This is a genomic window from Colwellia chukchiensis, assembly GCF_002104455.1.
Taxonomy (GTDB): domain Bacteria; phylum Pseudomonadota; class Gammaproteobacteria; order Enterobacterales; family Alteromonadaceae; genus Cognaticolwellia; species Cognaticolwellia chukchiensis.
In genome coordinates this window covers 121,348-148,159 of record NZ_NBOC01000005.1, presented here as the reverse complement: position 1 = coordinate 148,159, position 26,812 = coordinate 121,348, and the positions used below count along the sequence as shown (strand labels likewise).

Here is a 26,812-nt window from a genome sequence, read left to right as displayed (position 1 = left end):
CGACAACCATTTATGTTTTTAGAAAAATATTGCCATATTTCCAATGATAAGGTGAGTTTCACACGCCAACAGGCCAGTGACTTTGCAAAGCAAATTGCAGATGACTTTAACCCTTTACATAACATAGACGCGAAGCGCTTTTGTGTGCCCGGTGATTTACTCTTTGCGTTACTTTTAGAGCGCGTCGGATTACACCAAGAAATGAGTTTTAAGTTTTCAGGTATGGTTACCGATACCACGACTTTGACACTGCCTCGTGAAGTAAAGCAAAATACGCGTATTGTCGATGATAACCAAAAAGAATACTTATCTATGTCGGCGAGCGGTGATCACACCCAAAGTAGCCAAGCTATTGAGGCGTTAACCCGTGCTTATGTTGAGTTTTCTGGTCACACTTTTCCGCATATTTTAGTGGCGCTTATGCAAGAGCATAAGGTTATGATCAACCCAGCTCGCCCAATGATAATGTACGAAAGCATGGCAATTGAGCTCGACAGACTTGATTTTGAGGATATTTCATTACGACTCTCCTCTACTACCCTAACAATTGAAGGCAAGCGTGGTAATGCCTGTTTATCATTTGATTTAATCGCTCAAGGTGAAGTGATTGGCCATGGCAAAAAGTATATGCTATTGAGCGGTTTACGCGATTATTGCCAAGACACAATCGATAACATTGTCAGTCAATATAACGACAGCAAAGCACAGTACCTAGTTGCGCAAAGTTAAGTAGAAGTAACAGCATAAGCTTAACAAATTTACGTTAGGCTTTTTACTTAACCACACCTTACTTACCCCCTGACTAGCCATTATCATCAGAGTCCCGTTTTATTCTGTCGGTTAACAGTGTCTGTCATTAATTAACGCCACTGACCTTAACGAGTCAGCTTTTTTCTTAACCAGTAAAGGCTTTGATCGGCTTTTACGGCGGCAGCGCGAAAATAGCTTTGGCATTTCCTGAGCCATATTTTCGCCCAGTCATATTCTAAACTTAGCAGAGCTAACCCTAACGGAATAAAAATTACCGCAGGGCCAGGCAATAAAATAAATATCATACCAAGCAGTAACAGTATGCCACCAACAACTGACACTATTAAACGTTTAAACTTTTTACCTGCTAGAAGTTTCATCTCTTGTCCTTTTTCTGGTCGCTATATGAGTTTGTCATGTGCGCACAAAGCCAGCACTTTTTAATGCGCATAAAAATAAACTAACGCCAATAAAGCAAAAGATATTCCAAGTAAACTTTAAGTATACTTATCAACCACTTAGTTTTTTGTGCTTTTACTTTTGCGCCATAATATGCTTAAAAGCACCACCTATTTAGTGGTTTTTTCAAATATTGATTGTTGCCGACGCCTATCTTCAACACAACGACTAAATACGGCTAATGTTTTAGGTTTTGCACAGAATTTTTGCGGCCGATAAAACGCCAACCAAGCCTGCAATTTTTCACCTTGATACGGTGCCCGCACAACCACAGCACCTTGACTAGCAAAGGGCACTAATTTTCGCTGAGTGTTATGGGCAGTATTTGACCGTAACTTCACTGGCGCTGACTTGCGCGCTAATGCATAGGTATGCTTTTGTTTGCCATTTCGCTGCTTTTTTTGCTTGGTTTTCTGCTGAGTTTTTGCCTTCAGTTTTCCGGTTTCACAGCGCCACCAGGTATCACGGGCTTTTGACTCTCGACGCGACAAGCTATTGCTGCGTTTAAGCGAGTTTGCCTGTCGTTGCAAGGCTTGCACATTGTCCAACTTCTTGCGGTATTTTTGGCATTGTTTTTTGCCCGCCAGTGTCGAAAATGCGGTAAATAATAGCAGCATAGTTAACATTAAAAGCAAAATCCGTTTCATCATTATGTTTCCATTCACAGTCCTTTAACTGCCAAGTGTAGTCAATAGTATTGATGTTTCGCCAATAAATTCAGCGCTCGCTTTGACTTAAACTTAAGAGCTTGCACACAAAAAATTGTAAATACCGCTATACTCGAGTCATTGTCGCTTAGCTGTTCTGGCACTTGCTCGATATTTTTGCTAAGCGCGAATAATTGCCTTTTATCAATAAACACCACAAGGATGTGTTAAATGAGTAATAATAAATACGCCATTGTGCGCTACATATTATGCTGCCTTATTAGCTGTATTATCGTTCAACCTGCAAGCTATGCTACTAATGAACAAATAAAGCCCAAATTACAACATGCCAGTTTTTATCAGCAAGACATCGCTATTAACAACTACTGGGTCAGTGAGAAATTAGATGGTGTACGCGGATATTGGGATGGTACACACTTGATGACACGCCGTGGCAACATCTTATCGGCGCCTTCATGGTTTACTGAGCATTGGCCGAATTTTGCTATGGATGGTGAATTGTGGAGCAGTCAAGGTGAGTTTGATAAAATCAGTGGTTGTGTACGGCGTAAAACCGGCTCGGGCAGCTGCTGGAAAAACCTTAAACTGATGATTTTTGACCTACCACAGCATTCTGGTGACTTCACCACTCGCATACATGCTATGCAAAAGTTAGTCAGCAATAACCGCTCAACTTACCTTGAAATGGTTCCGCAACGTCGGCTATCCGATAACCAAGCGTTACAGGCATTATTAAGTGATATTGTTCATAATAACGGCGAAGGGTTAATGCTACACCTTGCCAGCGCAACGCACCAAAGTGGTCGCAGTAAAAACCTGTTAAAATTAAAACAGTATCAAGATGCCGAGGCTAAAGTTATTGCTCATACTCGGGGCAAAGGTAAATATTTAGGTTTGCTTGGCGCAATTAAAGTCGCGACACCAGAGGGCATCATTTTTAAAATAGGCACAGGGTTTTCAAAACAAGATCGCCAGCACCCGCCCGCCATTGGCAGTATAATAACCTATAAATACCTTGGCAAAACCCCACGCGGTGTGCCAAGATTTGTTAGTTTTCTGCGCAGCAAAATTGATCATTAATCAAAACTTTCTAAGGCCGTTTATTTTATGGAATTTCACTTATGGTTATCACTTGTTGTTATATGCATCTTAGGTGCGCTATCGCCTGGACCTAGTTTAGCTTTAGTGATTCAAAACAGCTTAAATGGCGGCGCTTCGCAGGGCTACGCTACTGCCATCAGTCATGGTATCGGCGTTGCTTTGTATGCAGCCATAACTGCGACCGGTATTGGTTTACTCATCATACAGTCACCTGCTTTATTTAGTATCATAAAATATGCCGGCGCAGCTTTTCTTTTGTATTTAGGTATTAAAGCATTACTGAGCAAGCAACAGCATTTACAACTTCAGCCCTCAGCCGAGCACCAAAAGCGCACTATTAATGGTTGGCGCGATGGTTTTCTTATTGCTTTTTTAAATCCTAAGTTAGCGATTTTCTTTTTGGCATTATTTAGCCAGTTTGTCGTTCCAGGTGCCGGTTGGCAACAAAAAATGATCATGACAGTGACAGTCGGCATCATTGATATGTCATGGTATCTGATCATCGCGTTTACTATCTCGCGCGGCCCTATCATAGCTAAGTTAAGACAAAATAGTCATATCGTTGATAAAGTCACCGGCAGCTTTTTAATTGTTTTAGCTGCGCGCGTGGTATTAAATTAATTGCCAACCTGTTCGCCACGCAAGTAATGAAAAGCTGTAATACGCCAATAAAGCACATTTCAATTAAGATGTGGGTTTATAAATAAAATATAAACACTTCAACCCTTTGCCTAAATGTGCCTCTTTAAAAACACTGGGTGTCTCAATTTGGTACTGAAATTCACACGCTGGACACTCTCGGGCAACTTCCGCTAACAAAAACGCGTCACTTAACTCTGGCGAATTTAAACACAGCAATATATCACCCTGATCTGACATTAACTCTGGTAAACGACGAATGATTTTTTTGTAATCCTTAGCAATATCAACACTGCCTTTTTGAAATGATGGAGGATCGGCGATTAACAGCTGATAAGGACCATGTTTTTTTAAGCGTCCATATGACTTAAATATATCTACGCCTTCAAAAGCCACTTTATTGAGATCTTGTTGGTTTAAACGATGATTTTCACGGCCCTTGCTTAGTGAGCTTTTACTCATATCAACATTCACCACTTTACTGGCACCGCCGGCAATAGCGGCAACAGAAAATGCACAGGTATAAGCAAATAAATTTAATACCCGTTTATTGTCACTGTGCGTTTGCACCCACTGGCGACCATTGCGCATATCGAGAAACAAACCAGAGTTTTGCGCCTTACCTAATTGAATATGATATTTTAAACCATGCTCAACGGCGGTTAGGTGAGTAATTTCTTTGCCCCATAACAGCTGACAAGGCGCAAACTTACGACAACGATACTGCACTTGAATGGATTGACATTTATCGGTCAGTTTTTGTAATTGTGCCACTTGCTCTGTAAGCCAGTCAGCAGAAACTTCTTGATAAAGTGTGATTAATATTACAGGCGCAAGCCAGTCAACATTAACATGGGATAACGCGGGATAGGCATGGCCGCGACCATGAAAAAGTCGTTGGCTTTCATTAAAGTCAAGGGTGTTGGTGGCAATATACTCAATCATGGGTTTAACATCGGCAAAAAAATAAGGCGAGATAATAACAAATTATCTCGCCTTAGGTATGAACGCAATCGCAGTTATCCTGCAAAAATATTATAGCCAAAAAACTTTTGCGCTACGGTATTAATGAAGATACTGAAAACAATTAATGGAATAAAGGTACTTAATGAAAAATTAATATATTTTTCCATCCACGAACCTTGATAGCTGTCATTACCTAGGGCGATTTCTTTTGACAACTGCAACCTTTTCCAACGGTAGCTAACAAAAACACAAAGTAAAAAGCCATTCAAAGGTAAAATTGTGTCGTAGAAAATATCGTACACCACATCAAAAAATGAGCGTACTCCCCCCGCGTAACTCGTAAATTCGGTAAAGAATGACACCATGCCAAATGAAAGCGTCGCGAAAACCGTTAAAATACCGGCAGTCATTAAGAGTATCGACAAGGCTTTTTTGCGACTGTGTTTTTTCTCTGTAACCAAATATGACACTGGCACTTCTAAAATAGAAACCAAGGAGGTAATAGCGGCAAAGAACACTAATAAAAAGAAGAACGCCGCCACCGCGCTCGCACCAAAATAGCCAATCGAACTCTGCAGTGCGAGAAATATCTTCGGCAAAAAGGTAAAAATTAACGATACCGAACTATCACTTAACTCAGCAGGGTTGACGTTAGGGTTAAAAGAGAACACGGCGGGTAAAATCATTAAACCGGCGGTGAATGCCACCGCAGTATCGGTTAATGCTACCAATTTGGCTGAGCCAACAATATCGGTTTTACGATTGATGTAAGAGCCATAGGTGATCAAGATACCCATGCCTAACGACAAGGAGAAAAACGCTTGCGATAAGGCGCCATTAATAACGGCTGGCGTTAACTTGGTAAAGTCGGGGATTAAGAAGAATTTCACACCGGCAAAGGCATTATCTAAAGTTAAAACATAAAACACCATGGCCAACAACATAATAAATAGCGTTGGCATCAGTATTTTTGACGCGCGTTCAATACCGTTTTTCACGCCGGCAACCAAAATAAAGTTGACGATGGCTGCAACCACTACCATACCGGCGAAAATATACGGGCTTTCTACAAAGGCGCTAAAGCCATTACTGCTAGCAAGGTAATCTAGGTTACCGGTTAGGGTTAAGGCAATATAACCAAAGATCCACACCGTCAATACCATATAAAAAACCGCAATCATAAACGGGGTCAGCACGCCAAGAAAGCCGGCGGCTCCCCATGCTCGACTGCCGCCACTTAAGGTCTTGTAGGCACCGACAGGCTCTTTAGCGGTTTTTCGTCCGACCGCCATTTCAGCAATCATCACCGGCAAACAAATAAGAAAAACAAATATGGCGTACATTAATAAAAATGCTCCACCACCATTTTTCGCGGCATTAACGGGAAAACCAACTAAATTTCCTATCCCCACTGCAGAGCCGGCAGCCGCTAATATAAACCCTAATCGGGAGCTAAAATTTTCTCTATCTGTACTCATAAACGCCCTTCGTTGTCTTTGTAATGGGACTCTTTTTATCATTGTTGTTACCGAATGAGTTGCCTACTAAGACAGCACAGGTAAACTTGCCCATTTTATTATTATAATCTCTGATAGTTCAGAGCATCGATGCTAGCAGGCTTTAAAGCCAATGTCTTCTATTGGTCGTCGACAGTGGCTAGCAAAGTGTATACTATATTGAACTGATATTAGCCATTAACCATAAAACTTCGCATTCATAATATTGAGAATATTATCACTTTCTTGACTGGCAAACTGTGCTGCGTTTTCTAGCTCAGTACTGGTAATGCCTAATGACTGACATAAGGCGCTATCAATACTGTCATCATAGTGAAATTGCTCTGGATGACATGCGACTAACGCTAATCTTGACGCTAAGTACAATACTTTTACATCTTTATTGATTTGAATATTTTCAGCATTGTTGTAATGTCGGATCGGTAAAATGATTTTCTCTGGGATCTGCCAAATTTTCAGTAACTCAGCACTAACTTCAGTATAAGTCAAACCAAGCACTTGCTGCTGTAATTGCCAAGGCAATAAGTCTTGATGGTAATTTTCGCACTGTTTTGCCAACTCAGGCGTTACTTTAGCGACAATTAGCTCACCAAAGTTTTGTAGCAAGCCGGCAACAAAAAGTCGCTCAATATCCCTAATACCAGCACTAATCGCTAAGTTTTTTGTTGCTAAACCACAAAACACACTCATTTTCCAAAAACGTTTTAAATCAATTGCTTGATTAGAAAAGTGCTTAAAAGCTGTGGCGGCAACATCCACTAACATCATATTATAAATGGCCTGCGTGCCTATGATGGTAATGGCTCGCGAAATGGTGCTTATTTCGCCTGGAAAACTATAAATAGCACTGTTGGCTATTTGCAATAAGCGTGATGTCATTGAGGGATCAACACTGATCACATTGGCAAAGTCTTCTATAGTCGAGTCGTTATCTTCCATCAAGGCTTTTACTTTAAAGCAAGCATCAGGCAGCGCGAAAGAGCCATTCGCTTGCATGGCATAGTCAAGTGCATTCATCGTTTAAACTATCCTTATTTGAAAGCTAGGTTATAGCTAAGTTTAGGTAACAGGCCTATATGATAGCCAATGTTATTGCGCAAAAGTTACACCAAAAAAATCACCTTCATGCCATTGCGGGCGCGTTGACTGATTAGCAATTTCTAAGCCTATCATCATATTCACTAAGGCAAAGCTAGCGGCGGCGTCATAATTAATCGGCAAGGTAATTTCATCGCTGTGCTGGTGATAGTGATTTTTGAGAAAATCTGCAAAGATTGCCGCACCATCTAGGCTATCATCGGTTGATTTAAAACCTGTCATTAAAAATACCGAGGGAATACCCGCTTTCACAAAGCTGTAATGATCACTACGAGTAAACAAAGCTTGCTCTGGCATGGGATCTTCACTCAGTGAAATATCGACCTTGCCAGCAGCATTTGCCACAATTTCACCTAAGGTTGAATGAGTTGAGCCAAAAGCAATGACATCGGCAAAGGGATATAAAATTAATGGCATATCTAAATTAACGTTTGCCACCAACTTTGTTGCAGGAACGGTTGGGTTATTGGCAAAATAGCTCGAACCTAGCAAACCTTTTTCTTCACCCGTTACCACTACAAACAGCACAGAGCGTTTGGGTTTAGTTGGCATCTCAGCTAATAGCCTTGCTGTTTCAAGTAAAATAGCAACACCTGAAGCATTATCGAGTGCGCCGTTATTAATGGTATCTTGTTCATCACCGTGAGCATTAACGCCAATATGGTCTAGGTGCGCACTATAAACGACATATTCATGCTTAAGTTGAGCATCGCTACCCGGTAGCGTTGCGATTATATTAGGGCTGCTAATTTCTTCGAAGCGCGCGCGGTTTTTCAAGGTCACTCGGTGAGGAAGTAAAAAGCCGGCAATAGCCGTATTATTCATGTCACTAGCATAAAGCTCTGCTAACGAGCGTTCAGCACCAGCAAACAATGACTTAGCGGCATCATGGTGCACATAGGCACTGGCAATGATGTCCGTTTGCACGCCAAACGGCAGGTCATCTTTGGTTAACCAATGTAACCGTGGTGTATCTGCATATTTAGCAGACTTAACAAAACTACGTATTTTTTCGCGTTTAGGAGTATGAATGGTGATCAGCCCAACCGCGCCGTGCTCAGCGGCATGACGTCTTTTTTCAGCGCCTGAGCCAATATGAGCGCCCTCTTCTGACGGTAAATCGTCGGGACGTCCGGTTAACACAACAACAATTTTACCCTTTACATCAATATCTTGATAATCATTGTAGCCAAACTCTTCTGATATCACCCCATAGCCAGCAAATACTGTCTCTGCGGTAATAACACTTTCATTACGAACACTGGAGGCCGACGTCAAAAATTCGCTTTTAAAAGCTAAAGCTATGTCGCCTTGGCTGCTGTGGATAATGGCTTGAGCAGAGTCTTCAACGAGGTAGCTTCTGCGAAAACGTACCGGTTGCTCAAAGCCAACCTCTAGGTTGGCAGTTTGCGCGCCTTTAGCTGTTAATCCTATTTGCTTGAAGTAAGATTTTACATAGTTGGCGGCAATTTGATAACCATGACTACCGGTATCTCTTCCTTGCAAGGTGTCATCGGCGAGAAACTCGATATGGGCTCGGATGTTTTCCGCCTTAACTTCATTAGGCATATGCGCACTATTTGCTTGAACTGACGCAGATGATTGTTGATCACAGGCGGATAAAAACAGGCTAGACAAGGCTATAAAGCTGAACGCCTTAATAACCGTAGTTGGATTTAATTTCATAACTTCTCAATAACTTATGGCAAACGCTAACATTAACCGTTAATACTTAACGAATTAAAAAAATAGCCATTAACAATTTTTTAGCTGCAAAATCAAGACACTTCATAAAGTTTCTGCGCTTGTTTTACAAATTTAAGCAACACTATATCGGCTGTCCTCGCAAAAAACTAGCCTACTGAGCCTAGCGATAATCAGCCGATCGTATTGTAAGTGTTGCATAAACTTTGCAAGCAGACTGGCTTATTCGAATATAGGGACACCAGAGTGGCGTTTGACATGCTCGGTGACAATATAAGTATGGGTTTGCGATATGCCCGGCAATTCCACAATTGTGCCTAATAACACCCGGTAAGCGGCCATATCCTTAAAGCGAATTTTTAACAAATAATCAAAGCCACCAGCAACCATATGGCATTCTGCAACTTCTTTTATTTCAATTACTTGAGCTCTAAATTTATTAAAGATATCGGCAGTGGTGCGATCTAAGGTAACTTGAATAAATGCCGTCATACCGTACTTTAATTTACTGGCATTTAAAAATGCACCATATCGCTCAATATAGCCGTCTTGCTCAAGACGTTTTACCCGTTCAAGGCAAGGACTTGCACTTAAATTAACATGTTGTGCTAAGGCATGATTGGAGATGCGACCATTTTTTTGTAATATATCTAAAATGGTTAAGTCTATGCGATCTAATACTCTAGGCTTGCTGGTTGTCATCTTGCTGTCAATTTATCGTTAATGGCTCTTGGCAAGTCTACTAAGTTTTATTACCGGCCGCGAGTATAAAACGCTAGCTATCTTTGAATTAACAGCCAAACTTAACGCAATGGCATCATAAAACAGCCAATAAATTAACGTTTCGTTAGGGCTGTTAAACGTTACTCGCTAAGATTTCGGCAACTTCTTTACTTGGCAGGGGTTTGAAGTAATAAAAGCCTTGCGCATACATACAGCCCATCGCTTCTAGTAATTGCGCATCAGCTAAGTTTTCAATGCCCTCGGCAACAGTTTCCATTTGTAAATTACTAGCTAAATCTATAATGGTTTTGATAATGGCTTGATGATTATCGCGATCGTGCACACTTTCAATAAACGAGCGGTCAATTTTCAATACATCCATTGGAAAACGATGCAAATAGCTTAAGCTTGAGTAACCTGTGCCAAAATCATCTAACAATATTTTTACACCCATTTTTTTCAAGGCATGCATATTTTTCAGCACGACATCACTATTTTCTAATAACGCCCGTTCAGTGATCTCAACCCGCACTTGCTGCGGACTCACACCTGTTTTATCAATAATGGCTTGAATATCTTGCGGTAAGCTTAAGCTAAAAAAATGATTACAATAGAAATTACAACTTACATATAAATGTTGATAACCAAAGCGTTGCTGCCAAGCTTTAAGTTGTTGGCATGATTTTTCTAAGATTTGTAAATCGATAGCCATCACTAGATTGGTTTCTTCAGCTAATGGAATAAATTCACTGGGCAATACAAAACCACGTTGCTCATTATGCCAACGCGCCAAGGCTTCAAAGCCGACCACCTTGCCGCTCGTCATGGATATAATTGGCTGAAAGTAAGGGACAAACTCTTGTTCAGCTATGGCAGTTCGAATATCGGCTTCTAACGACAGCGCGTTTTGTACTTTTTTATGCATACTGGCATCAAATACTTCATAGCAGCCTTTGCCTTTATCTTTAGCGTGGTACATAGCTGTATCAGCGTCTCTAAGCATGTTGTCAGCACTGGTATAGCGGGCATTATTAAATAATACGCCAATACTGGTACCAATAAAGATTGACTGATTATCAATATAAAAAGGTGCTGATAATAACTCAGTTATGCGACTAGCAATTTCATGTGCTACCTCATCACTTTCAAGATCTTCAACCAAGATAACAAACTCATCGCCCCCTAAGCGCGCCACGGTATCGGTATCGCGGATCACCTGCATCAGTGCAATTGCGATTTCTTTTAACAGCATATCGCCCGCATGATGACCTAGGCTGTCGTTAACAACTTTAAAACGATCTAAATCCAGAAATAACACTGCAAACTTAAATGATGGCCGGCGTTTACTGCGTGCAATGGCATGGTTTAATAAGTCAATAAATACCGCACGATTGGGTAAGCCAGTTAAAATATCATGACAGGCGGCATGCTGAAGTTTTTCTTCAGCTATTTTTCTTTGCTTAATTTCATCTTCTAGTGCTGCGGTTCTTAGCTTCACTTGGTGCTCAAGTAATTCATGCGCTTTGCGTTTATAGTCCGCGACTTCTCGGCGCTGCATGGCAGAGGCAACATGACGAGAAACAAAGCGCAATAATTCGGCGTCTTGCTCAGTAAAACGGGTAGCACTATGGTAACTTTGCAACACCATAGCCCCTACGAGCTCACCTGAATCTATCAGTGGCACACCTAACCAAGACTCTACTTCCGGCTCTGGCTTAATGGTTTTGCCTTGCTCGTGTAGCGCTAACATGTCTTGTTGACTCAATAAGACTGTTTCGCCACTGCGGATCACCAGTTCGGTAAAGCGATTTGACAATTTTCTTTTTTTAAAGAATTGATGGCTATTAACACCCTTTTGATCTTGTACATAGGCAAAATCAAGCTCGTCGTTACTGGCGTTGTACTTAGCAATATAAAAATTTTCCGCGTTAATTAATTGGCCAATAATGTTGTGCACTTGCCGATAAAAGGTGTCAATAACGAGGTCAGGATCATTGGTCAGTTCAGAGATGCGATACAAAGACTCTTGTAATAACTCAGACTTTTCACGATCGCGAATTTGCTGCATTAATTCGCGCGTGCGGGCATCTACCGCCGCTTGTAGTCGTTTTCGATCTTGCAAACGCGTGATAGCGGTGACGATATGCTGTGCGGTAAATTCTAATAAATCTCGCTCAGATTCTTGGTAGCGTGTATCAGCAGAATATCTTTGCACCACCATCACGCCAATAACAAAGCCATCATGCATTAACGGCACACCCAACCAATCAATCCCTGACGTGCCAACGGCTGTTATTTTATTAGCTTCCTCTAAAGATTTAATCACTTCAGGTGTCGCCAGTAATGCCTTACCCGTTGCAATAACATAGTTGGTCATTGAACCGGCAAATTTACTTAACGGGTATACGCCAAGTGCCATGTGATCTTTTTCATCAACATGGTAAACCAGATCTAAGGTTGACAGCGTTTGATCATAGAGCACAATATAAAAGTTATCAGCACTCATAACCGCCGCAATGGCGCGATGAACTTGTGTAAACAGTTTACTTAAATCGGCACAATCTGAGGTAAGCTGATTTAGCTTAAGTAAGGCAGTATAGCGATCTTGCAGTTGCTGATATTGATGCAATAAGGCAATGGATTCTTTTGCCAAGTCTGCGTTAGCATCTGATAATGGCTCTAATGAATCAGTCAATTTTCCACCTTACTACACATAAAAAGTTTCAACTTGGAAAGCAACTCTATTGCTCTCTGGTAATTTTGATCCGATAACGTATCAAAAAACAACCACTTTGTCACTTTAAGTTCTCGTTTATTTTTGCACTTGTTGTGCTTCAGCAAGTGCACCTTTATTCCCACAAACGCCAGCCTGCTTGTCATCGCGATAATAGCGGATATCAACACAGTCTTGTTGATACCTGCGCTCAAGTTCAGTGCGGATCAAAGGTTTGTTTTTGGCGTTGCTGATTTGTTTTTGTAGTGCTTGGCATTGCTGTATTTGCTCTGATGCTAGCCGAACGTCTTCACAGCTAACATTGCTACTACAAGCAGAAAACAATACAACACTACCTGCTATGATTAAAAGCTGCCTCATTATTTTGTACCCCATGTTAATTATAAAAATTTATCAACTGCGCCTTAAGCTTAATACTCAGCTATTTTCGGGTGTTTTTTTTTCTCACTAGCTCAATCTTAACGTTAGCACACCTTGCTGGAATAATTAGCTTTATTTCTAATACTGTCACACATTTAGCGGTAATTTTTTACCTGTAATGACCGAGAATAACTTGGCTTGCTCAGCCGATTTTTACGGTCGAAAATAATAACTCTATTGATATTTTTTACCACATCAGCGCGTGTTATCGGTGTGAATTCATCCACATCCCCTGACTTTGCGTATATACTAGCTAAAAATTAAAATGATAGTGCTAGAGGAAGCTATGCAAGTTCAAGTTGTTGACTACCGTGCTGAAGATGCCGCCAAGAAGTTTGTTGAGAGTTTGCGCCACACCGGATTTGGTGTGTTAACAAACCACCCCATTCAACAAGCGTTAGTCGAAAAAATATATCGCGATTGGTATGAATTTTTTTGTCATGGTGACACGCAAGCGTTTGCCTTCGATCCAGAAAAACAAGATGGCTATTTTGCCCCGGAAATCTCCGAAACCGCAAAAGGTCATAGCAAAAAAGACATTAAAGAATACTACCACGTCTACCCGTGGGGGCGCATTCCAGCACAACTAAAAAATGATATTTTACGCTATTATGATATGGCATCTGAATTGGCAAGCGAATTACTTGATTGGGTTGAGCAGTATAGCCCAGCAGAAGTAGCCAAACATTACGCTGAGCCACTTTCTAATATGATTAAGGATACCCCCAATACCTTATTGCGTATTCTCCATTATCCGCCTTTTACTGGCAGTGAAGAGCCCGGCGCTATTCGGGCAGCGGCGCACGAAGACATTAACTTACTCACCATATTACCCGCCGCTAATGAGCCTGGTTTACAAGTGCAAGCAAAAGATGGTGCCTGGCTAGATGTGCCTAGTGATTTTGGTCACTTGATTGTCAACATAGGTGATATGCTGCAAGAGGCTTCCCAAGGCTATTTCCCATCAACCAGTCATAGGGTGATTAACCCTACCGGCGAAAGTAGTAATAAATCACGCATCTCCTTACCGTTATTTTTACACCCGCGTAGTGAGGTGGTGTTGTCAGAAAAACATACCCAAGCCAGCTACTTATTAGAAAGGCTGAAAGAGCTTGGGGTAAAATAGCGTTCAATAACAAAAAGCCACCACAAACAAAAAGCCATCACAGTGTGATGGCTTTTATTTTTGTTATGCGTTTACCTGCACTAAGTAATTATCAGGCTTCACTATTAAGTGCTTCTTGCGGTTGTACTTGAGTCGCTAGTTTTTTTCGTGAAAACAATTGTTTGATATCTTCTATCACTAGGTACAGACAAGGAATAAGTACCAAGGTCACTATAGTAGCAAACAACACCCCAAAGGATAATGATACCGCCATGGGGATCACTATTTTAGCCTGGGCACTCACTTCAAAAAAGATAATAGGCACTAAGCCAATAAAAGTGGTGATTGACGTTAATAAAATAGCCCGAAAACGCTTGGTACCGGCATGCATTACCGCATCTTTTAAGGCTACGCCGCGTCTTCTGGCATTATTAACGTAATCCACCATAACTAATGAGTCGTTAACTACCACCCCAGCTGCCGCGAGAATCCCCATCACAGATAAGGCACTGAGATCCATACCTAGGATAAAGTGCCCAATTACTGCACCTATAATACCAAACGGTATTACTATCATGATCATAGTCGCTTGCGCGTACGACTTTAACGGTATCGCAAGTAACGAGAAGATAATTAACGAAGAAATCACAAAGTCACGTAATTGATTATCCGCATTTTCCATTTCTTCTTGAATACTGCCGGTAACTTCACTTTTGACTTGTGGGTATTTGCGTAATAGTTCAGGAATAAAGTTATCACGAATATCATTAGCGACTTTAAATGGCTCGGCTTGCTCGGCATCAACACTTGCCCAAACATTGATGGTTCGATTACCATTTTCTCGACGTATGCGTGTCACGCCGTCTTGTAGTGATATTTCGGCAAGCTCCGACAAGGGTAGCTCGGCGCCATTAGGGGCTTGGATCATCACATCTTCAACATGCCCCACTGAACTACGCTCCGCAAGCGGATAGCGAACCATCACTTTGATCTCTTCGCTGTCGCGTAAAATTCGCTGTGCCTCTAAGCCATAAAAGCTATAACTAACTTGTGAAGCTATGTCGGCTAAAGTCAGGTTTAAACTGTAAGCTAGCGGCTTTAATTCAAACTGTACTTCTTGGGCGCTGGTTTGACGACTATCATTAACGTCACCTATGCCTTTTAAAGTATTCAGTTTCGCTTTTAGCTCTTTCGCTGCGGCTAATAACTCTTGATCATTTTTACTTTCTAGACGAAAGGCAATATCGCCATCATCACGACCACCGCCAAATAAATTATCACCAATTGTAAATGACTTAACGCCAGGATAGTTAGGAATGGCTTCACGCCATAAGTCAGCTAATTCAAAGGTATTTAGCGGTCGCAACTCAGGTAACACCAACTTCACCATAATTTGACCACTGGTTCTGCTGCGTAAATCTACCTGCATATCTGAAATCATTGAGTTGCCATACTTTTCTTCAATGTCTTTATCAATACCATTAATAACACCTTGAATATTCAGCAAGGTTTCTAACGTCGCTTGTTCCGAAGCGTCAACATGCATTTCAACCACTACCCGTGGAAAATCATGCGGAATTTTCGGTTGACCAACAAAGCGAACCAAGCCACCACTAAACATACCAGCACTGATTAACATCAAACTGATAAAAAACATCAGCACGGCATAGCGATAATGAATAAAGATGGCCAATGCTGGGCGATAAACTTGCTCGATAAAGGTTTTCAGTTTGTTATCAACCCAAGCGCGTAATCTATCTATGGGGTTTTTCGGGTTAAAAGCTTTCATTTTCATTTTAACCAAGTGCGCGGGTAAAATGAGTTTTGATTCAATCAAAGAGAAAATTAAACACAGAATCACCACCGAGCCTATGGCTTTACTAAATGCAGAAGACGGACCTTCACCAAAAAGAAACGGCAAAAATACGGCGATGGTGGTCAGTACCCCAAAGGTTGCCGGCATTGCAACTCGCTTAACGCCACGAATAACATTATCGGTACTGTGTCCGTGTTGCTCGATTTCCTCATGGGCGCTTTCTCCCATAACAATAGCATCATCAACAACAATCCCTAACACCAAAATAAACGCAAATAGGCTAATGACATTGATAGTGACATTAACAAACTCAAGCGGCATGATTAATAAAGTACCTAAAAAACACACCGGCAAGCCCATCATAACCCAGAACGCTAACCGCACCCGTAAAAACAGCGCCAGCATTAAAAATACCAATACAGCACCGCTTTTCATGTTATCTATCATCATGTTTAAGCGGCCTTCAAGGTAGTAGGTCATATCAACCCAAGTTTCTAGCTTCACACCAGCTGGCAGTGCCGCTGATTTTTTCTCAACATAGTCTTTCACCACGCTAGCTATGCTAGTGATGCTTTGGTTATCTGCAGCACCAATAAACAAAGTGACCGAGTTTTTACCATTAAACTTAGAATACTGTAGACCTTCTTCGAAGCCATCAATAATAGTGGCTATTTCGCCAAGCAACACCCGCGTACCATCAGCACGCGTCATGACTGGCAGTTGCTCAAACTCATGGCCACGATAGGCTTGTTTTTCAACGCGCAAATTAATGTAGCCATTTTCCGCACGAATTTGCCCTGCCGACATATTGCGTGAATAGCTGCGCACCGCATTAGCTATGTCATTAAAGCTCAAACCATATTCGCGTAATTTGTCTTTACTGACTTCAATTGAAATTTCATAGTTTAAGCCACTGTATAGCTCAGAAATGTTAATCAGTGGCAATTGTTGAATTTCATTGTGAATCTTGCGACCTAAGTCTTTTAATTCTGCATTGCTTAAATCACCGTATAGACTGATATACATGACTTCTTGACGGAACTTATCTCGCTCAACTTTTATGCGCTCCATGCCATCGGGAAAGCTTGAGATCGAGTCAATAGCAGATTTAACTTCTTCGAGCACGACTTGTGGATCATAATCTAACTCGACTTCAAACCAACCATTAGAATAGTTACGGTTTGAATAGGTGATCACCCGTTTAAGACCTTGAACCGCCTCTAGCGCCTCTTCAATTTTAATGGTTATTCCTTCTTCCACTTCCTGTGGCGCAGCGCCGGGGTAAGGTGCGGCATATTTTATCCAGTTGATTTTAACCTGTGGAAACATTTGCTTGTTGATGGTTTGAATGGTCAAAAAACCACCGACAAGAATGAAAATCATCAACAAATTTGCTGCGACACTGTTGCGAGCAAACCAAGCAATAATGCCACTATGAGTATCAATACTGTGATCTATTTCAGCTTTTTTATCTGTGCTGTTGTGACTCATGACTTGTCCTCGGCGCCACTATCATTGAGTGCCACTTGGCTGTCTGCTTCATCAGCACTGGTATCAATAGCTTCTTCGTCCGCTTGACTATTTAACGCTAACTTCATGCCAGCGATAGGGTAGTCAAGCGCCGAAACAATGATTTGGTCGCCTTCTGCTAAGCCACTTGCAATAATAACATCGCGCCCTTGCTGACGAACAATATCTACTGAGGCATAGCGCAATGTCGAGTCACTGTTTAACAGAGCAACTCGACTATTATCAACTAAGTAGCGAGGCACTTTTGTTGCACTGGCTAACTCTTTACCTAATATTTCAGCTTTAACATATGAGCCAAAGCGAATAGGCTCTTGCTGCTTGTTTGCTAGCAAGGCATAAGGATCTTTTACTTCAGCGACTAAATAACTCATGCGACTGGTGCTATCAATCACCCCTTCACTACGAACAATTTTTGCCGACCAGACAATATCACGGCCAGCAAAATTGCCTGCCAAGTTAACCTCGGCATCTTTACCTTGCGCAATTAGAAACGCTAATTGGTTATCAGCAACCGGTAATCTTACTTCCGCAATGGCAGTACCCAGTACTTTACCCACACTTGTTCCGGTTGTTACAAAGGCGCCTAAGCCAACATTTCGGCTATCAATCATGGCATCATAGGGGGCCCTAATTTCGGTACGCTCTAAATTACGCTTTGCTCGTAAAACCGCAGCTTGCGCCGCCTTGACTCGCGCTAACTCTTGCGCTAATTGGGGTTTACGCAAGCTTAACTCTGTTGGAGAGGTATCGGTAATGCGTTGCCATTCTTGTTCAGCAACCTGTCCTTGTGCGCGCTCAGTTTCTAACGCGGCACGCGCAGAGGCCATGGTAGCTTCCGCTTCGATCAAAGCCGCTTGATAATCATTCGGGTCAACACGGGCTAATAGCTGCCCCTGTTGCACAAAACCACCACGAACAAAGGCTGGTGATAATTCAACAATTTGCCCGCTCACTTGCACAACAAGTTCAGTTTCATATTTGGGTTTCACAACACCGTATGAGTCTACCGTTAATGTTAAGGGAGCAACCGAAATGCGCTCAACCGCCACAATTGGCGTATCATCTATAACTTCTTTTTCTGCGGGTGGTTTTTTCATGCTTGAAAACAAAGCGAAAATTAAAATACCCGCGAGTAAAATGACAATAGGTATTAATATTTGTTTTTTCCGTGTCACGATATGTCCTCGTAATGCCAAAATTTGCGAATTATTAGTTTTGTTGTGTATAGGATACAGAAATCTAGCGCTACAAAAACTAACAAAGTTGTAAATGCTTGTTACAATATTTGCGCCGATTTTTAAATGCTTGCCAATTTAATTTTAACCCTTTGAATAATATTGGTTTAATTTACATTTGACGCTTAGAGCAACAGGTTTGTAACAGATAAATTGATTGACATTAGTCGTTTTCACTAACTTATTAGACGTTTACAATATTTTTTCGTCGATATCACCACCTGAACAACATAAGTTGTTAGCTCGGCTTGTGTTTAGCATGCTTGCCTTTAGCAAAAATGCGTTAAACTCAACCCTTATATGATGGCTCATGTCACTTAATAATGAATAAAGCAATGAGGTTTTTATGTTATCTAAAATAAGTACATTTTTTCAATCGCTAGGCACAGCTGCTGAGCAAAGTGAGAAGGACATCAGTTTAGAGTTAGCTTGTAGCGTATTATTGTGTGAAGTGATGCTTGCTGACGGCAAACAAGGCCCTGATGAGCAACAAAAACTTAGCGAATTACTGCAACAGCAATTTCACCTTTCCAATCAACAAACTCACGAGATCATCAGCTTAGCATTGTCCTTGTGTGAAAATGCCACTGACTTTTATCAATTCACCAAAACAATCAATGAAAACTACAGCCTGCAACAGCGCATAACAATGGTGGATTTATTATGGAAAATGGCTTATGCCGACGGGGAGCTCGCGAGTATAGAGGAGCATATTATTCGCAAAATTGCCGACTTATTACATTTACGGCACAGCGAGTTTATCCAAACAAAATTACATAACCGCGCAAAATAGCCGCCACAAACCTAAAAGTTATAGTTAACTTGCGGGTAAATCGGTTATTATACGCCTAAGTTAACTGACCTAAACGATATACATGGCAAACATCGGAACATATAACACCCTGACGGTAACAGCAGTAACAGATAGTGGCGCTTACCTAGATGCAAACGATTTAGGCGAAATATTATTGCCCAATCGTTTTGTGCCTGAAAACTGTCAGCCAGGTCAGGCTATTAAGGTATTTATCTATGTTGATAGCGCCGAAAGAGTGGTAGCAACCACAGAAAAGCCTTTCGCTGAAGTTGACCAGTTTGCATCGTTAAAAGTGACTCAGGTTAATAAAATGGGGGCATTTCTTGACTGGGGCTTACCCAAAGATCTTTTAGTACCCTACAACCAGCAACATAGCCCAATGGAAGCAGGAAAATATTACCTAGTGCGTATTTTTCTTGACCTAAAAACTAACCGTTTAGTGGCCTCAAGTAAGTTAGATAAATTTATTAATATCTGGCCGGCAGAGTACCAAAAATGGGATAAAGTCAACTTAACCATCGCCAGTAAAACCGATCTTGGCTTTAAAGCCATTATTAATGAACTGCACTGGGGCTTGCTGTACGAAAATGAAATATTTCAACCACTGCGTAGCGGCAAAAAAGTCACCGGTTATATTAAGCAAGTTCGTCAAGATGGCCGCATTGACCTATCACTTACGCGTCCCGGTGAAGGTAAGGTAAAAGATTTTAGTGACACATTGCTAGCACATATTGCTGAGCAAGGCGGCTTTAGTCCATTACATGATAAAAGTGATCCTGAGCTCATCAAGCGTACCTTAGGCGTCAGTAAAAAAACCTTCAAAGCAACGGTGGGCAACCTGCTAAAAAACGGGAAAATCGTCCTTGAAGCGAACGGCATTCGCTTAAAGTAACACTAATAACACTGGTTAGGCTAAATCACTCGTTTGAGCAACTCAATGCCACTACACTAGACATAACCTAGCGCGCAACTCAGGTGTCAATTTAAGTGTAATTAAGATATTTATTAAGAAGTGAGCATGATAATGGCCCGCCAAGCCGGCTTATCATGCTCGTTCCGTTGAACGCTTATTGGGTACCACCGACCGTCATTTCATCAATTTTTAACGTCGGTTGTCCAACACCAACCGGCACACTTTGACCATCTTTACCGCACACGCCAACGCCAGCATCAAGTTTAAGATCATTACCCACCATACTGACTTTTTGCATGGCTTCTGGGCCACTGCCAATTAAGGTTGCCCCTTTAACCGGAGCCGTAATTTCGCCATTTTCAATTAAGTAAGCTTCTGAACTGGTAAAAACAAATTTACCTGACGTAATATCTACTTGCCCACCCGCAAAATTCGGTGCGTAAATCCCTTTTTTAACGGTTTTAATAATATCGTCTGGGTTATGCTCCCCGGCCAACATATAGGTATTTGTCATACGCGGCATAGGTAAATGCGCATAAGACTCGCGGCGACCATTGCCGGTCGGTTTAACCCCCATTAGCTTGGCATTATGCTTATCTTGCATATAACCTTTTAGTACACCGTTTTCGATCAGCACATTATATTGACCGGGTGTGCCTTCGTCATCAATGCTCAGTGAGCCGCGACGATTAGCTAAGGTACCGTCATCCACTATGGTGCAAAACTCTGACGTCACCTGTTGCCCTACTTTACCGGAAAACGCTGATGCGCCTTTACGGTTAAAGTCACCTTCTAAACCATGACCTACCGCTTCGTGCAACAACACGCCAGGCCAACCCGCACCTAGTACTACCGGCAACAGCCCAGCAGGCGAGTCAATCGCCACTAAATTAACCAAGGCTTGTCGTACGGCTTCTTCTGCATAGCTCAAATAACGGGGCTTATTGTCAACAACTTCAAAAAAATAGCTATAATCGGTACGCGCACCACCACCGGCACTTGCCCGCTCGCGCTTACCATTTTCTTCAACGAGCACTGAACAATTAAGTCGCACTAGCGGCCGGATATCCGTTGCATAAGTGCCATCACTTGCCGCCACTAATATTTTTTCATAAACACCCGTCAGGTTTACTATCACTTGTTTGACACGTTTATCAACACTTCTGGCATGGGCTTCTACTTCATGCAAGAGCGTAATTTTTTGCTCTTGCGCCAAACTCATTAACGGGTCTTGCGCTTGATAAAGCGCCGCTGCTTGTTGACTATACTTGCCATCAAATACTTGCACTCGCCCTGAGCGCTCGGCTTGGGCTATGCCTTTTGCAGCATCAGCCGCTTTGCTTAAAGCGGCTGGCGAAATGTCATCAGAATAGGCAAAGCCGGTTTTTTCACCTGAAATGGCGCGTACGCCGACGCCGCGCTCTAGGTTAAAAGAGCCTTCTTTTACAATACCGTCTTCGAGCATCCAAGATTCGTGGCTACTGGCTTGAAAATATAAATCGGCTAAATCTATTTTATGCTGGTAAATACTGTCCAGCGTCGCAATTAGCAGGTCTTTATCTATCTGACTATCTGCTAACAGCACTTGTTCAACTTTATTCATTCGACATCAACTTATTTTTAAAACGATTATGAGTAGCTACCGGCATAGCGTGACGTATTTTGGCTAACACATTGGCTTGGTAATCAGCAGTAATTATGCCTTTTCCGGTATCCTGCTGAGCCAATATTTCTCCCCACGGGTTAATGATCATGCTGTGCCCCCAAGTTTCTCGACCATTGGCATGCACACCTTCTTGTCCAGCGGCAACAATATAAACTTGGTTTTCAATGGCCCGTGCTTGTAATAATGTTTGCCAATGTGCCGCGCCTGTAACTCGAGTAAAGGCACTAGGTACAGTGATAATTTTTGCACCTTGCTGGCATAATTGACGAAATAACTCTGGAAAGCGCAGATCATAACAGATTGACAAACCGACTTCGACGCCAGCAACCGAAATAACGCTAACACGATCGCCCGCTTGGGCATAGCGTGATTCACAATATTGCTTGGCATTATCCGCCACCGCAACATCAAACAAGTGCAATTTATCATAACGGCCTAACGCTTCACCGTCGGGAGAAAAAACAAAACAACTATTAGTAAATTTTTGCTGATTTGGCACCGGCACCGGAATACTGCCGGCAACGAGGAAAACATTATATTCTTGGGCTAACTTGGCTAGTCGGTGTGTTAGTGTTTGTGTGCCCTGACTTGCAAGCGCTAACGAGAGTTGCGCGTTATATTGTCCACCGAAATACAAACAGCACTCGGGTAGCAAAACCATTTGTTGCTGTGCAGGTTCTAAAGTCGCTAGTTGCGCAGCTATATCGGCAATATTCTCATCTAGGTTAATACCCGATGACATTTGAATGGCACAAAGTTGTAGTGGTTTATGACTCATTATCGTTAGCTTTCAAATTCTGCTCTATGCTTGCCGGCGGTTGTTTTGTTATCGGCTTGGCAAGGCTCGCGCCTTCTGGCACGGTTTCAACTATTTTCGGCGGTGAAGAGCGGCCAACACTGATATTTTGGTTTTTCCGACTCACTTGTTTAAATTGCGGGTCGGCTAAATTGCCGGTGACTTCAAAGTTAATTTCGGCGATCACCGTAGATGTGATAACTTCGTCCAGTGCGACCCCTGCTAAAAACGTCACTGGGTTCAAGGTCGCTATCCAAGCTAACACAGGCAAGCTGGAGGTTAAATTGGGTTTATAAGACATGCGATAATCAAGATCACCATTATTTAAGTTGGTGTTACCGACTATGCTTAAATCACCAGCCGTGCCTTTCATAAGCACATTGTCGGTATAAGCAACGCCATCTTTGACGGTAAAACTGCCCGTTAACTCTCGATAAAACATGCCATCACTAAAAATATCTCGAAAGTCAAAGCTGAGTTTGCGCACTAAAGATTGCAGGCTTAACAATGATAAGATTCGTACTCCTTTATCATCAACATCTGCCAGATAACCGTCATCAAAGGCCGCCGCGAGCTCACCGTTAAAAGTAGCGGTGCTGAAGTTGTGTGGGCCACCTTGCCACTGCACGTCGTAACTTAACTTTGCACCACTGTCCTTGATAATTGAAACATAACCTAGATTTTCAACTTCGCGCGCGACGTCGCTCGTAACTAGAGTTCCCGTTAATGTGGTTTTCGAGTCTAACTCATCAAGTTGCCATTGTCCCTGAAATGCCAAGCTATTTTTGCCTCTTTGCGCGACAAAGTCTTGCATGACTAGACGATTGTCATCCTTGCGGGTCAGTGAAAACTCCACCTGTCCAAGATCATAGTGTCCATAGCGACAACTTGCACACTGCACCTGTAAAGGCGGCATAAAAGCAAAAATTTCTGCATTTTGCCGGTGATCAATCTCACTGTTGTTTTCGGTCTCTGGGCTTTGTTGGGCTTCAGCTGTCTGCGGTTCAGCACCACGAATATCTTCGTTTAACGGTGGCGCTAAATGAATAAAGTCAGCATTAATCGCTATGCCTTGTTGATGCCAGTCATGATAAATGTTGGCCGAGCCTCTTAATTCTTTAGCATTAACATTAAGCAGCCAATGATCGGTTTGTGGACTCAGAGAAAAGTCCAGCTGTTGGATATGCTCACCATAAACATTAACCTGACCTAACTTGCCATGTATTTTATTTGGCGCGTTGAGTAAACTCGGGGTTGCTGCTTGCGCATTGTGTTGGCTAGTTTCGGCTTCATCAAGCGCTGTTAGAATATCGGCAATCAATGGCTGCCATTGCTCAAAGTTGGCTTCGGCGACATCTGCAGTTATATGAAAGCCAGTAGTTGGTAACCATAATTGCTGCTGACCTAGCACTAAGTGCGCTAACGAAAACTGCGCTTGTTGGTGATCAAGCGAACCATAAAAGTCAATATTATCGCCAATATCTCCAGTGATGGTACTGCTACTTTGATCACCAAAAGCATGAATATTGAACAATCGCGGCTCACCGGCAAGCTTACTAAAAGGCGATGGTAGCGCTAAGGCAAGCTCATTCAAGGTCGAATTAATTTGATAATCGTAGCTAAAATTTTCCGCGCTAATATTGAGCGCTAAATCTCCTTGCCAAGTCAGTGCTCCCTGACCATATTTACGCAATACTTTGGGTATTTGCGCTTGCCAAAGTTGCGGTTGCCACTGCCCGACAGTATTGATATTAACGCGATATTGCTCGCTATTTTGCTTCGCCTCAACATTAACGGTTATTGGCATGTCTCGCCAGGTTAACTTAAGGTCAGTCGCCGTGATGAGATCGTTCTCATAACTTAACCGCCCTTGAATATTACTAAAATCTAGCCTGGGCGATTGTAGCGCTAGGTTATTATTTTTAAAGTCGACAAAACCTTTGGCTAACACAGCGTCAGGGTTGTTTAAGGGCAGTATCAAGCTAAACTTACCGTCAATAGGCCCACTAACAACTGCTTTCTCGAGTGTAACACCTACCGTGCTTTGCATCGGGCTAGCCGCCATTAATTGACTAACTAATGGTGGTGATAAATGATTAAAATTGGCGTCAACTTTCAGCACTTGTTTATCGGCCAAGTCATCTATTGTTGCAATCACACCGGTGACATCGATACCCGAAAGCAACCCAGCACGACCAGTAATACGCATACTATTGTTAGTGAAATTTAAGTTTGCCGCAAAGTGATCTATCGCTGGCCACTGCGCATCAAACTTAAAGCGACTGTTTGTTAGCTCAGCATCTACAACAAAAACCCCTTCGTCTTGATGAAAGGGAAAAGCATTGAATGGGCCATTAAACAAGACTAATGCTTGTTCAACATCACCTTTAATTATCGCGCCATTTAAATAGTTTACTAAGTCTTCCCCCATTAATAAGTGCGGATAAAAATACTCGGCAAATTGAGCATCGCCTTGCTTAACACTGGCCAGCAAAGCCATGCTAGGCGCTTGAGCTTTGTTACTAGCAACACTTAAATCTGCATTTAGCTGCAGCTGTGGCGATGTTAAGGCTATGTTTTCAGCCGAGAATTGCCAAGCATCTGCAGAAAACCTTGCATTAACCAAAGCACTTAAGTGCGTATACGGGATCGGGAATTTAAAGTGCTTGTCAAAGTTAAGTGCGCCATCATTAGCGGTTAACGCGATTTGTAATTGATTATTTAGGTAGATTAACTCGCCACTGACCTGATCAATACCCGGTATGCCATGGCTAAAGTGACTGTTCACATTATTAAACTTTGCCGTCACTGCCTGTTGATTTGGCTTGACGCGAAAATGTATATCTTCAATGCGCCCAGTTGCGTCTAAGTCCAGTAATAAGTTCTCTAATGCGGTATTATCCAGCAGTAGTGGCGATATGCCCTCAAAACTGGCCAATTCTAGGCCGTCTATATAACCCTCAATGGTGTCTCCAAGGGTATGCATTGCCAACGATAAGCGATTGGTTTCTGCGTTATTTCGCTTAATGGTTAAGGGTGAAGTCGCCAAGGTGTAAGCTAATTGATTTTCAGCTTTAATGACAATATCGCCGCCATTGATCTCAAAACTTTGCGTTTGCCCTAAGTGCTGCCAAGTAATTTCATTATTGCCCAGTGCCAATTGGATATATTCAGCATGGCCTGAGGTAATGGTTAACCAAGCATTAAAATTAATGGCTGAGTGAGTTTTGGCATCTTTAATGGCTAACACACGCCCTAACCAAGGAGTGATATCGATTTCATTGGCTTGCAAATACGCTTGCCCACTGAGATCTTTGAATGACTTGCCTTGAAAATCTAATAATAGCTTTAAATTATTCGAGCTTAAGCCATCAACAATAACGCTACCATTGGCTTGGTGGCGATCGTCTGCATTAAGCCAAAACATTTCACTGATGGTAAAGGCACGCACCCCAGTGGCGGTGTGATACAGTACATGACTATCGCGTATTGAAAAGCGCGAAATTTGCTCTAGCAGTATGGTGGACAAGGTTTGTATCAAATTGCTGCTTTTATCTTCTGGCGCTTTCACTTCATCGGCAGAGTTTGCCAATGTCGCTTGTTCAAACTCTAATTCTGCCCCTGTGATGACAAAATCTTTGGTCACTATTTGTCCGGTTTGTAAGCTACGCCAAAAATCCAACTCGACTTCTAAACGATCAAGATAAATTTTATTGTCGGTGCTTGATAACAGTTTAACCTGCTCTGTGATTAGCGTTGGTCCAGACTTGCTCCAGCCCATACTAAGACTACCAATAGAAATATTGCTATGGTATTGGCCATTGAGGTAGTCTTCGACATCTTGACGATAATTATGGGCATAGGGTAAAAACAGCCGTAACGTACTAATGAGAACAGCAAAAACCACTAGCAGTATTGCTAGTAATTTATACAGACGCTTCAGCCATCTATTTAATACTGTGGAGACACTCATTGCTACTTTACCAAGACTCGCTAGGGTCTGTTATGCTTTCCGTTATTGACGCCGATTGGTTTAGGGTTTTGCTCAGCACTAGGCTAACTCATGCTGTTATTAAACGAGGCAACAGTTTATAACACCGCAAGTTAAGGGCTACTATCAAAGTTTGACCGAGCTTTATTGACAAAGTTCGCGCGACT

General features: G+C 42.1%; 20 protein-coding genes. 6 read left to right on the top strand and 14 right to left on the bottom strand.

All coding sequences use genetic code 11. The annotated features are described in order from the left end of the window. Window positions 1-12 precede the first annotated feature (12 nt). Window positions 13-729: a DUF3581 family protein gene (locus B6K83_RS08320; RefSeq protein WP_085284459.1), complete on the top strand. Its 717-nt coding sequence runs from the start codon at window positions 13-15 to the stop codon at window positions 727-729. A 146-nt stretch (window positions 730-875) separates the two neighbouring features. Here B6K83_RS08320 and B6K83_RS08315 read toward each other — a convergent pair whose 3' ends face one another. Further along, the gene (locus B6K83_RS08315; RefSeq protein WP_085284458.1) at window positions 876-1,130 is read right to left on the bottom strand and encodes a PGPGW domain-containing protein; all 255 of its coding nucleotides are present in this window, start codon (window positions 1,128-1,130) and stop codon (window positions 876-878) included. A gap of 189 nt (window positions 1,131-1,319) precedes the next feature. Next, the gene (locus B6K83_RS08310; protein ID WP_085284457.1) at window positions 1,320-1,859 is read right to left on the bottom strand and encodes a hypothetical protein; all 540 of its coding nucleotides are present in this window, start codon (window positions 1,857-1,859) and stop codon (window positions 1,320-1,322) included. A gap of 228 nt (window positions 1,860-2,087) precedes the next feature. On the opposite strand from B6K83_RS08310, the gene B6K83_RS08305 reads away from it, so the two are divergent. Beyond that, window positions 2,088-2,957, top strand: coding sequence for a DNA ligase (locus B6K83_RS08305; RefSeq protein WP_085284456.1), 870 nt, complete (start codon window positions 2,088-2,090; stop codon window positions 2,955-2,957). Window positions 2,958-2,984: 27 nt separating this feature from the next. Further along, the gene (locus tag B6K83_RS08300; protein WP_085284455.1) at window positions 2,985-3,599 is read left to right on the top strand and encodes a LysE family translocator; all 615 of its coding nucleotides are present in this window, start codon (window positions 2,985-2,987) and stop codon (window positions 3,597-3,599) included. 63 nt (window positions 3,600-3,662) lie between these two features. On the opposite strand, the gene B6K83_RS08295 is transcribed toward B6K83_RS08300, so the two are convergent. From B6K83_RS08295 to B6K83_RS08265, 7 genes are all read right to left on the bottom strand, one after another. Further along, window positions 3,663-4,562: a class I SAM-dependent methyltransferase gene (locus B6K83_RS08295; RefSeq protein ID WP_085284454.1), complete on the bottom strand. Its 900-nt coding sequence runs from the start codon at window positions 4,560-4,562 to the stop codon at window positions 3,663-3,665. Between the two features lie 74 nt (window positions 4,563-4,636). Then, window positions 4,637-6,061 carry a sodium-dependent transporter gene (locus B6K83_RS08290; protein ID WP_085284453.1) on the bottom strand — a complete coding sequence of 475 codons (1,425 nt, stop codon included), beginning with the start codon at window positions 6,059-6,061 and terminating at the stop codon, window positions 4,637-4,639. Between the two features lie 216 nt (window positions 6,062-6,277). Then, window positions 6,278-7,117 (bottom strand): HDOD domain-containing protein, encoded by an 840-nt coding sequence (locus B6K83_RS08285; protein ID WP_085284452.1) that lies wholly within the window; start codon window positions 7,115-7,117, stop codon window positions 6,278-6,280. A gap of 72 nt (window positions 7,118-7,189) precedes the next feature. Then, on the bottom strand, window positions 7,190-8,884 hold the full coding sequence (locus B6K83_RS08280; RefSeq protein ID WP_085284451.1) for a M28 family metallopeptidase: 1,695 nt from the start codon (window positions 8,882-8,884) through the stop codon (window positions 7,190-7,192). A gap of 240 nt (window positions 8,885-9,124) precedes the next feature. Further along, entirely contained in the window at window positions 9,125-9,604 is a 480-nt protein-coding gene (locus tag B6K83_RS08275) for a winged helix-turn-helix transcriptional regulator (RefSeq protein ID WP_085284450.1), read from the bottom strand. A gap of 154 nt (window positions 9,605-9,758) precedes the next feature. Continuing rightward, the gene (locus tag B6K83_RS08270; RefSeq protein WP_233143856.1) at window positions 9,759-12,320 is read right to left on the bottom strand and encodes an EAL domain-containing protein; all 2,562 of its coding nucleotides are present in this window, start codon (window positions 12,318-12,320) and stop codon (window positions 9,759-9,761) included. Window positions 12,321-12,437: 117 nt separating this feature from the next. Beyond that, window positions 12,438-12,719, bottom strand: coding sequence for a hypothetical protein (locus B6K83_RS08265; RefSeq protein ID WP_233143855.1), 282 nt, complete (start codon window positions 12,717-12,719; stop codon window positions 12,438-12,440). A 346-nt stretch (window positions 12,720-13,065) separates the two neighbouring features. Between B6K83_RS08265 and B6K83_RS08260 the strand changes: the two genes are divergently transcribed. After that, complete coding sequence (locus B6K83_RS08260) at window positions 13,066-13,905, top strand: 2OG-Fe(II) oxygenase family protein (protein WP_085284532.1); 840 nt, start codon at window positions 13,066-13,068, stop codon at window positions 13,903-13,905. Window positions 13,906-13,996: 91 nt separating this feature from the next. Here B6K83_RS08260 and B6K83_RS08255 read toward each other — a convergent pair whose 3' ends face one another. Together B6K83_RS08255 and B6K83_RS08250 are read right to left on the bottom strand one after the other, a co-directional pair. Next, window positions 13,997-17,191 carry an efflux RND transporter permease subunit gene (locus B6K83_RS08255; protein ID WP_085284449.1) on the bottom strand — a complete coding sequence of 1,065 codons (3,195 nt, stop codon included), beginning with the start codon at window positions 17,189-17,191 and terminating at the stop codon, window positions 13,997-13,999. Beyond that, window positions 17,188-18,405: an efflux RND transporter periplasmic adaptor subunit gene (locus B6K83_RS08250; protein WP_092251257.1), complete on the bottom strand. Its 1,218-nt coding sequence runs from the start codon at window positions 18,403-18,405 to the stop codon at window positions 17,188-17,190. Before B6K83_RS08250 ends, B6K83_RS08255 begins: the two co-directional genes overlap by 4 nt. Window positions 18,406-18,811: 406 nt before the next feature. On the opposite strand from B6K83_RS08250, the gene B6K83_RS08245 reads away from it, so the two are divergent. Together B6K83_RS08245 and B6K83_RS08240 are read left to right on the top strand one after the other, a co-directional pair. Next, a complete protein-coding gene (locus B6K83_RS08245) occupies window positions 18,812-19,258 on the top strand; it encodes a tellurite resistance TerB family protein (protein ID WP_085284448.1) in 447 nt (148 codons plus the stop codon). A gap of 82 nt (window positions 19,259-19,340) precedes the next feature. Continuing rightward, window positions 19,341-20,171, top strand: coding sequence for a CvfB family protein (locus B6K83_RS08240; protein WP_085284447.1), 831 nt, complete (start codon window positions 19,341-19,343; stop codon window positions 20,169-20,171). Between the two features lie 175 nt (window positions 20,172-20,346). On the opposite strand, the gene tldD is transcribed toward B6K83_RS08240, so the two are convergent. From tldD to B6K83_RS08225, 3 genes are read right to left on the bottom strand one after another with little or no spacing between them, the layout of a single operon-like run. Continuing rightward, on the bottom strand, window positions 20,347-21,795 hold the full coding sequence (gene tldD, locus B6K83_RS08235; protein WP_085284446.1) for a metalloprotease TldD: 1,449 nt from the start codon (window positions 21,793-21,795) through the stop codon (window positions 20,347-20,349). Beyond that, window positions 21,788-22,636 carry a carbon-nitrogen hydrolase family protein gene (locus B6K83_RS08230; protein WP_085284445.1) on the bottom strand — a complete coding sequence of 283 codons (849 nt, stop codon included), beginning with the start codon at window positions 22,634-22,636 and terminating at the stop codon, window positions 21,788-21,790. The genes tldD and B6K83_RS08230 overlap by 8 nt, the downstream gene beginning before the upstream one ends. Then, window positions 22,626-26,627, bottom strand: coding sequence for a YhdP family protein (locus tag B6K83_RS08225; RefSeq protein ID WP_085284444.1), 4,002 nt, complete (start codon window positions 26,625-26,627; stop codon window positions 22,626-22,628). The genes B6K83_RS08230 and B6K83_RS08225 overlap by 11 nt, the downstream gene beginning before the upstream one ends. Window positions 26,628-26,812: the final 185 nt, after the last annotated feature.

What these genes read in the sequence shown, in the direction of transcription:
- B6K83_RS08320 (WP_085284459.1), top strand. Translation starts at nt 13, where the DNA reads ATGTTTTTAGAAAAATATTGCCATATTTCCAATGATAAGGTGAGTTTC.
- B6K83_RS08315 (WP_085284458.1), bottom strand. Translation starts at nt 1,130, where the DNA reads ATGAAACTTCTAGCAGGTAAAAAGTTTAAACGTTTAATAGTGTCAGTT.
- B6K83_RS08310 (WP_085284457.1), bottom strand. Translation starts at nt 1,859, where the DNA reads ATGATGAAACGGATTTTGCTTTTAATGTTAACTATGCTGCTATTATTT.
- B6K83_RS08305 (WP_085284456.1), top strand. Translation starts at nt 2,088, where the DNA reads ATGAGTAATAATAAATACGCCATTGTGCGCTACATATTATGCTGCCTT.
- B6K83_RS08300 (WP_085284455.1), top strand. Translation starts at nt 2,985, where the DNA reads ATGGAATTTCACTTATGGTTATCACTTGTTGTTATATGCATCTTAGGT.
- B6K83_RS08295 (WP_085284454.1), bottom strand. Translation starts at nt 4,562, where the DNA reads ATGATTGAGTATATTGCCACCAACACCCTTGACTTTAATGAAAGCCAA.
- B6K83_RS08290 (WP_085284453.1), bottom strand. Translation starts at nt 6,061, where the DNA reads ATGAGTACAGATAGAGAAAATTTTAGCTCCCGATTAGGGTTTATATTA.
- B6K83_RS08285 (WP_085284452.1), bottom strand. Translation starts at nt 7,117, where the DNA reads ATGAATGCACTTGACTATGCCATGCAAGCGAATGGCTCTTTCGCGCTG.
- B6K83_RS08280 (WP_085284451.1), bottom strand. Translation starts at nt 8,884, where the DNA reads ATGAAATTAAATCCAACTACGGTTATTAAGGCGTTCAGCTTTATAGCC.
- B6K83_RS08275 (WP_085284450.1), bottom strand. Translation starts at nt 9,604, where the DNA reads ATGACAACCAGCAAGCCTAGAGTATTAGATCGCATAGACTTAACCATT.
- B6K83_RS08265 (WP_233143855.1), bottom strand. Translation starts at nt 12,719, where the DNA reads ATGAGGCAGCTTTTAATCATAGCAGGTAGTGTTGTATTGTTTTCTGCT.
- B6K83_RS08260 (WP_085284532.1), top strand. Translation starts at nt 13,066, where the DNA reads ATGCAAGTTCAAGTTGTTGACTACCGTGCTGAAGATGCCGCCAAGAAG.
- B6K83_RS08255 (WP_085284449.1), bottom strand. Translation starts at nt 17,191, where the DNA reads ATGAGTCACAACAGCACAGATAAAAAAGCTGAAATAGATCACAGTATT.
- B6K83_RS08245 (WP_085284448.1), top strand. Translation starts at nt 18,812, where the DNA reads ATGTTATCTAAAATAAGTACATTTTTTCAATCGCTAGGCACAGCTGCT.
- B6K83_RS08240 (WP_085284447.1), top strand. Translation starts at nt 19,341, where the DNA reads ATGGCAAACATCGGAACATATAACACCCTGACGGTAACAGCAGTAACA.
- tldD (WP_085284446.1), bottom strand. Translation starts at nt 21,795, where the DNA reads ATGAATAAAGTTGAACAAGTGCTGTTAGCAGATAGTCAGATAGATAAA.
- B6K83_RS08230 (WP_085284445.1), bottom strand. Translation starts at nt 22,636, where the DNA reads ATGAGTCATAAACCACTACAACTTTGTGCCATTCAAATGTCATCGGGT.
- B6K83_RS08225 (WP_085284444.1), bottom strand. Translation starts at nt 26,627, where the DNA reads ATGAGTGTCTCCACAGTATTAAATAGATGGCTGAAGCGTCTGTATAAA.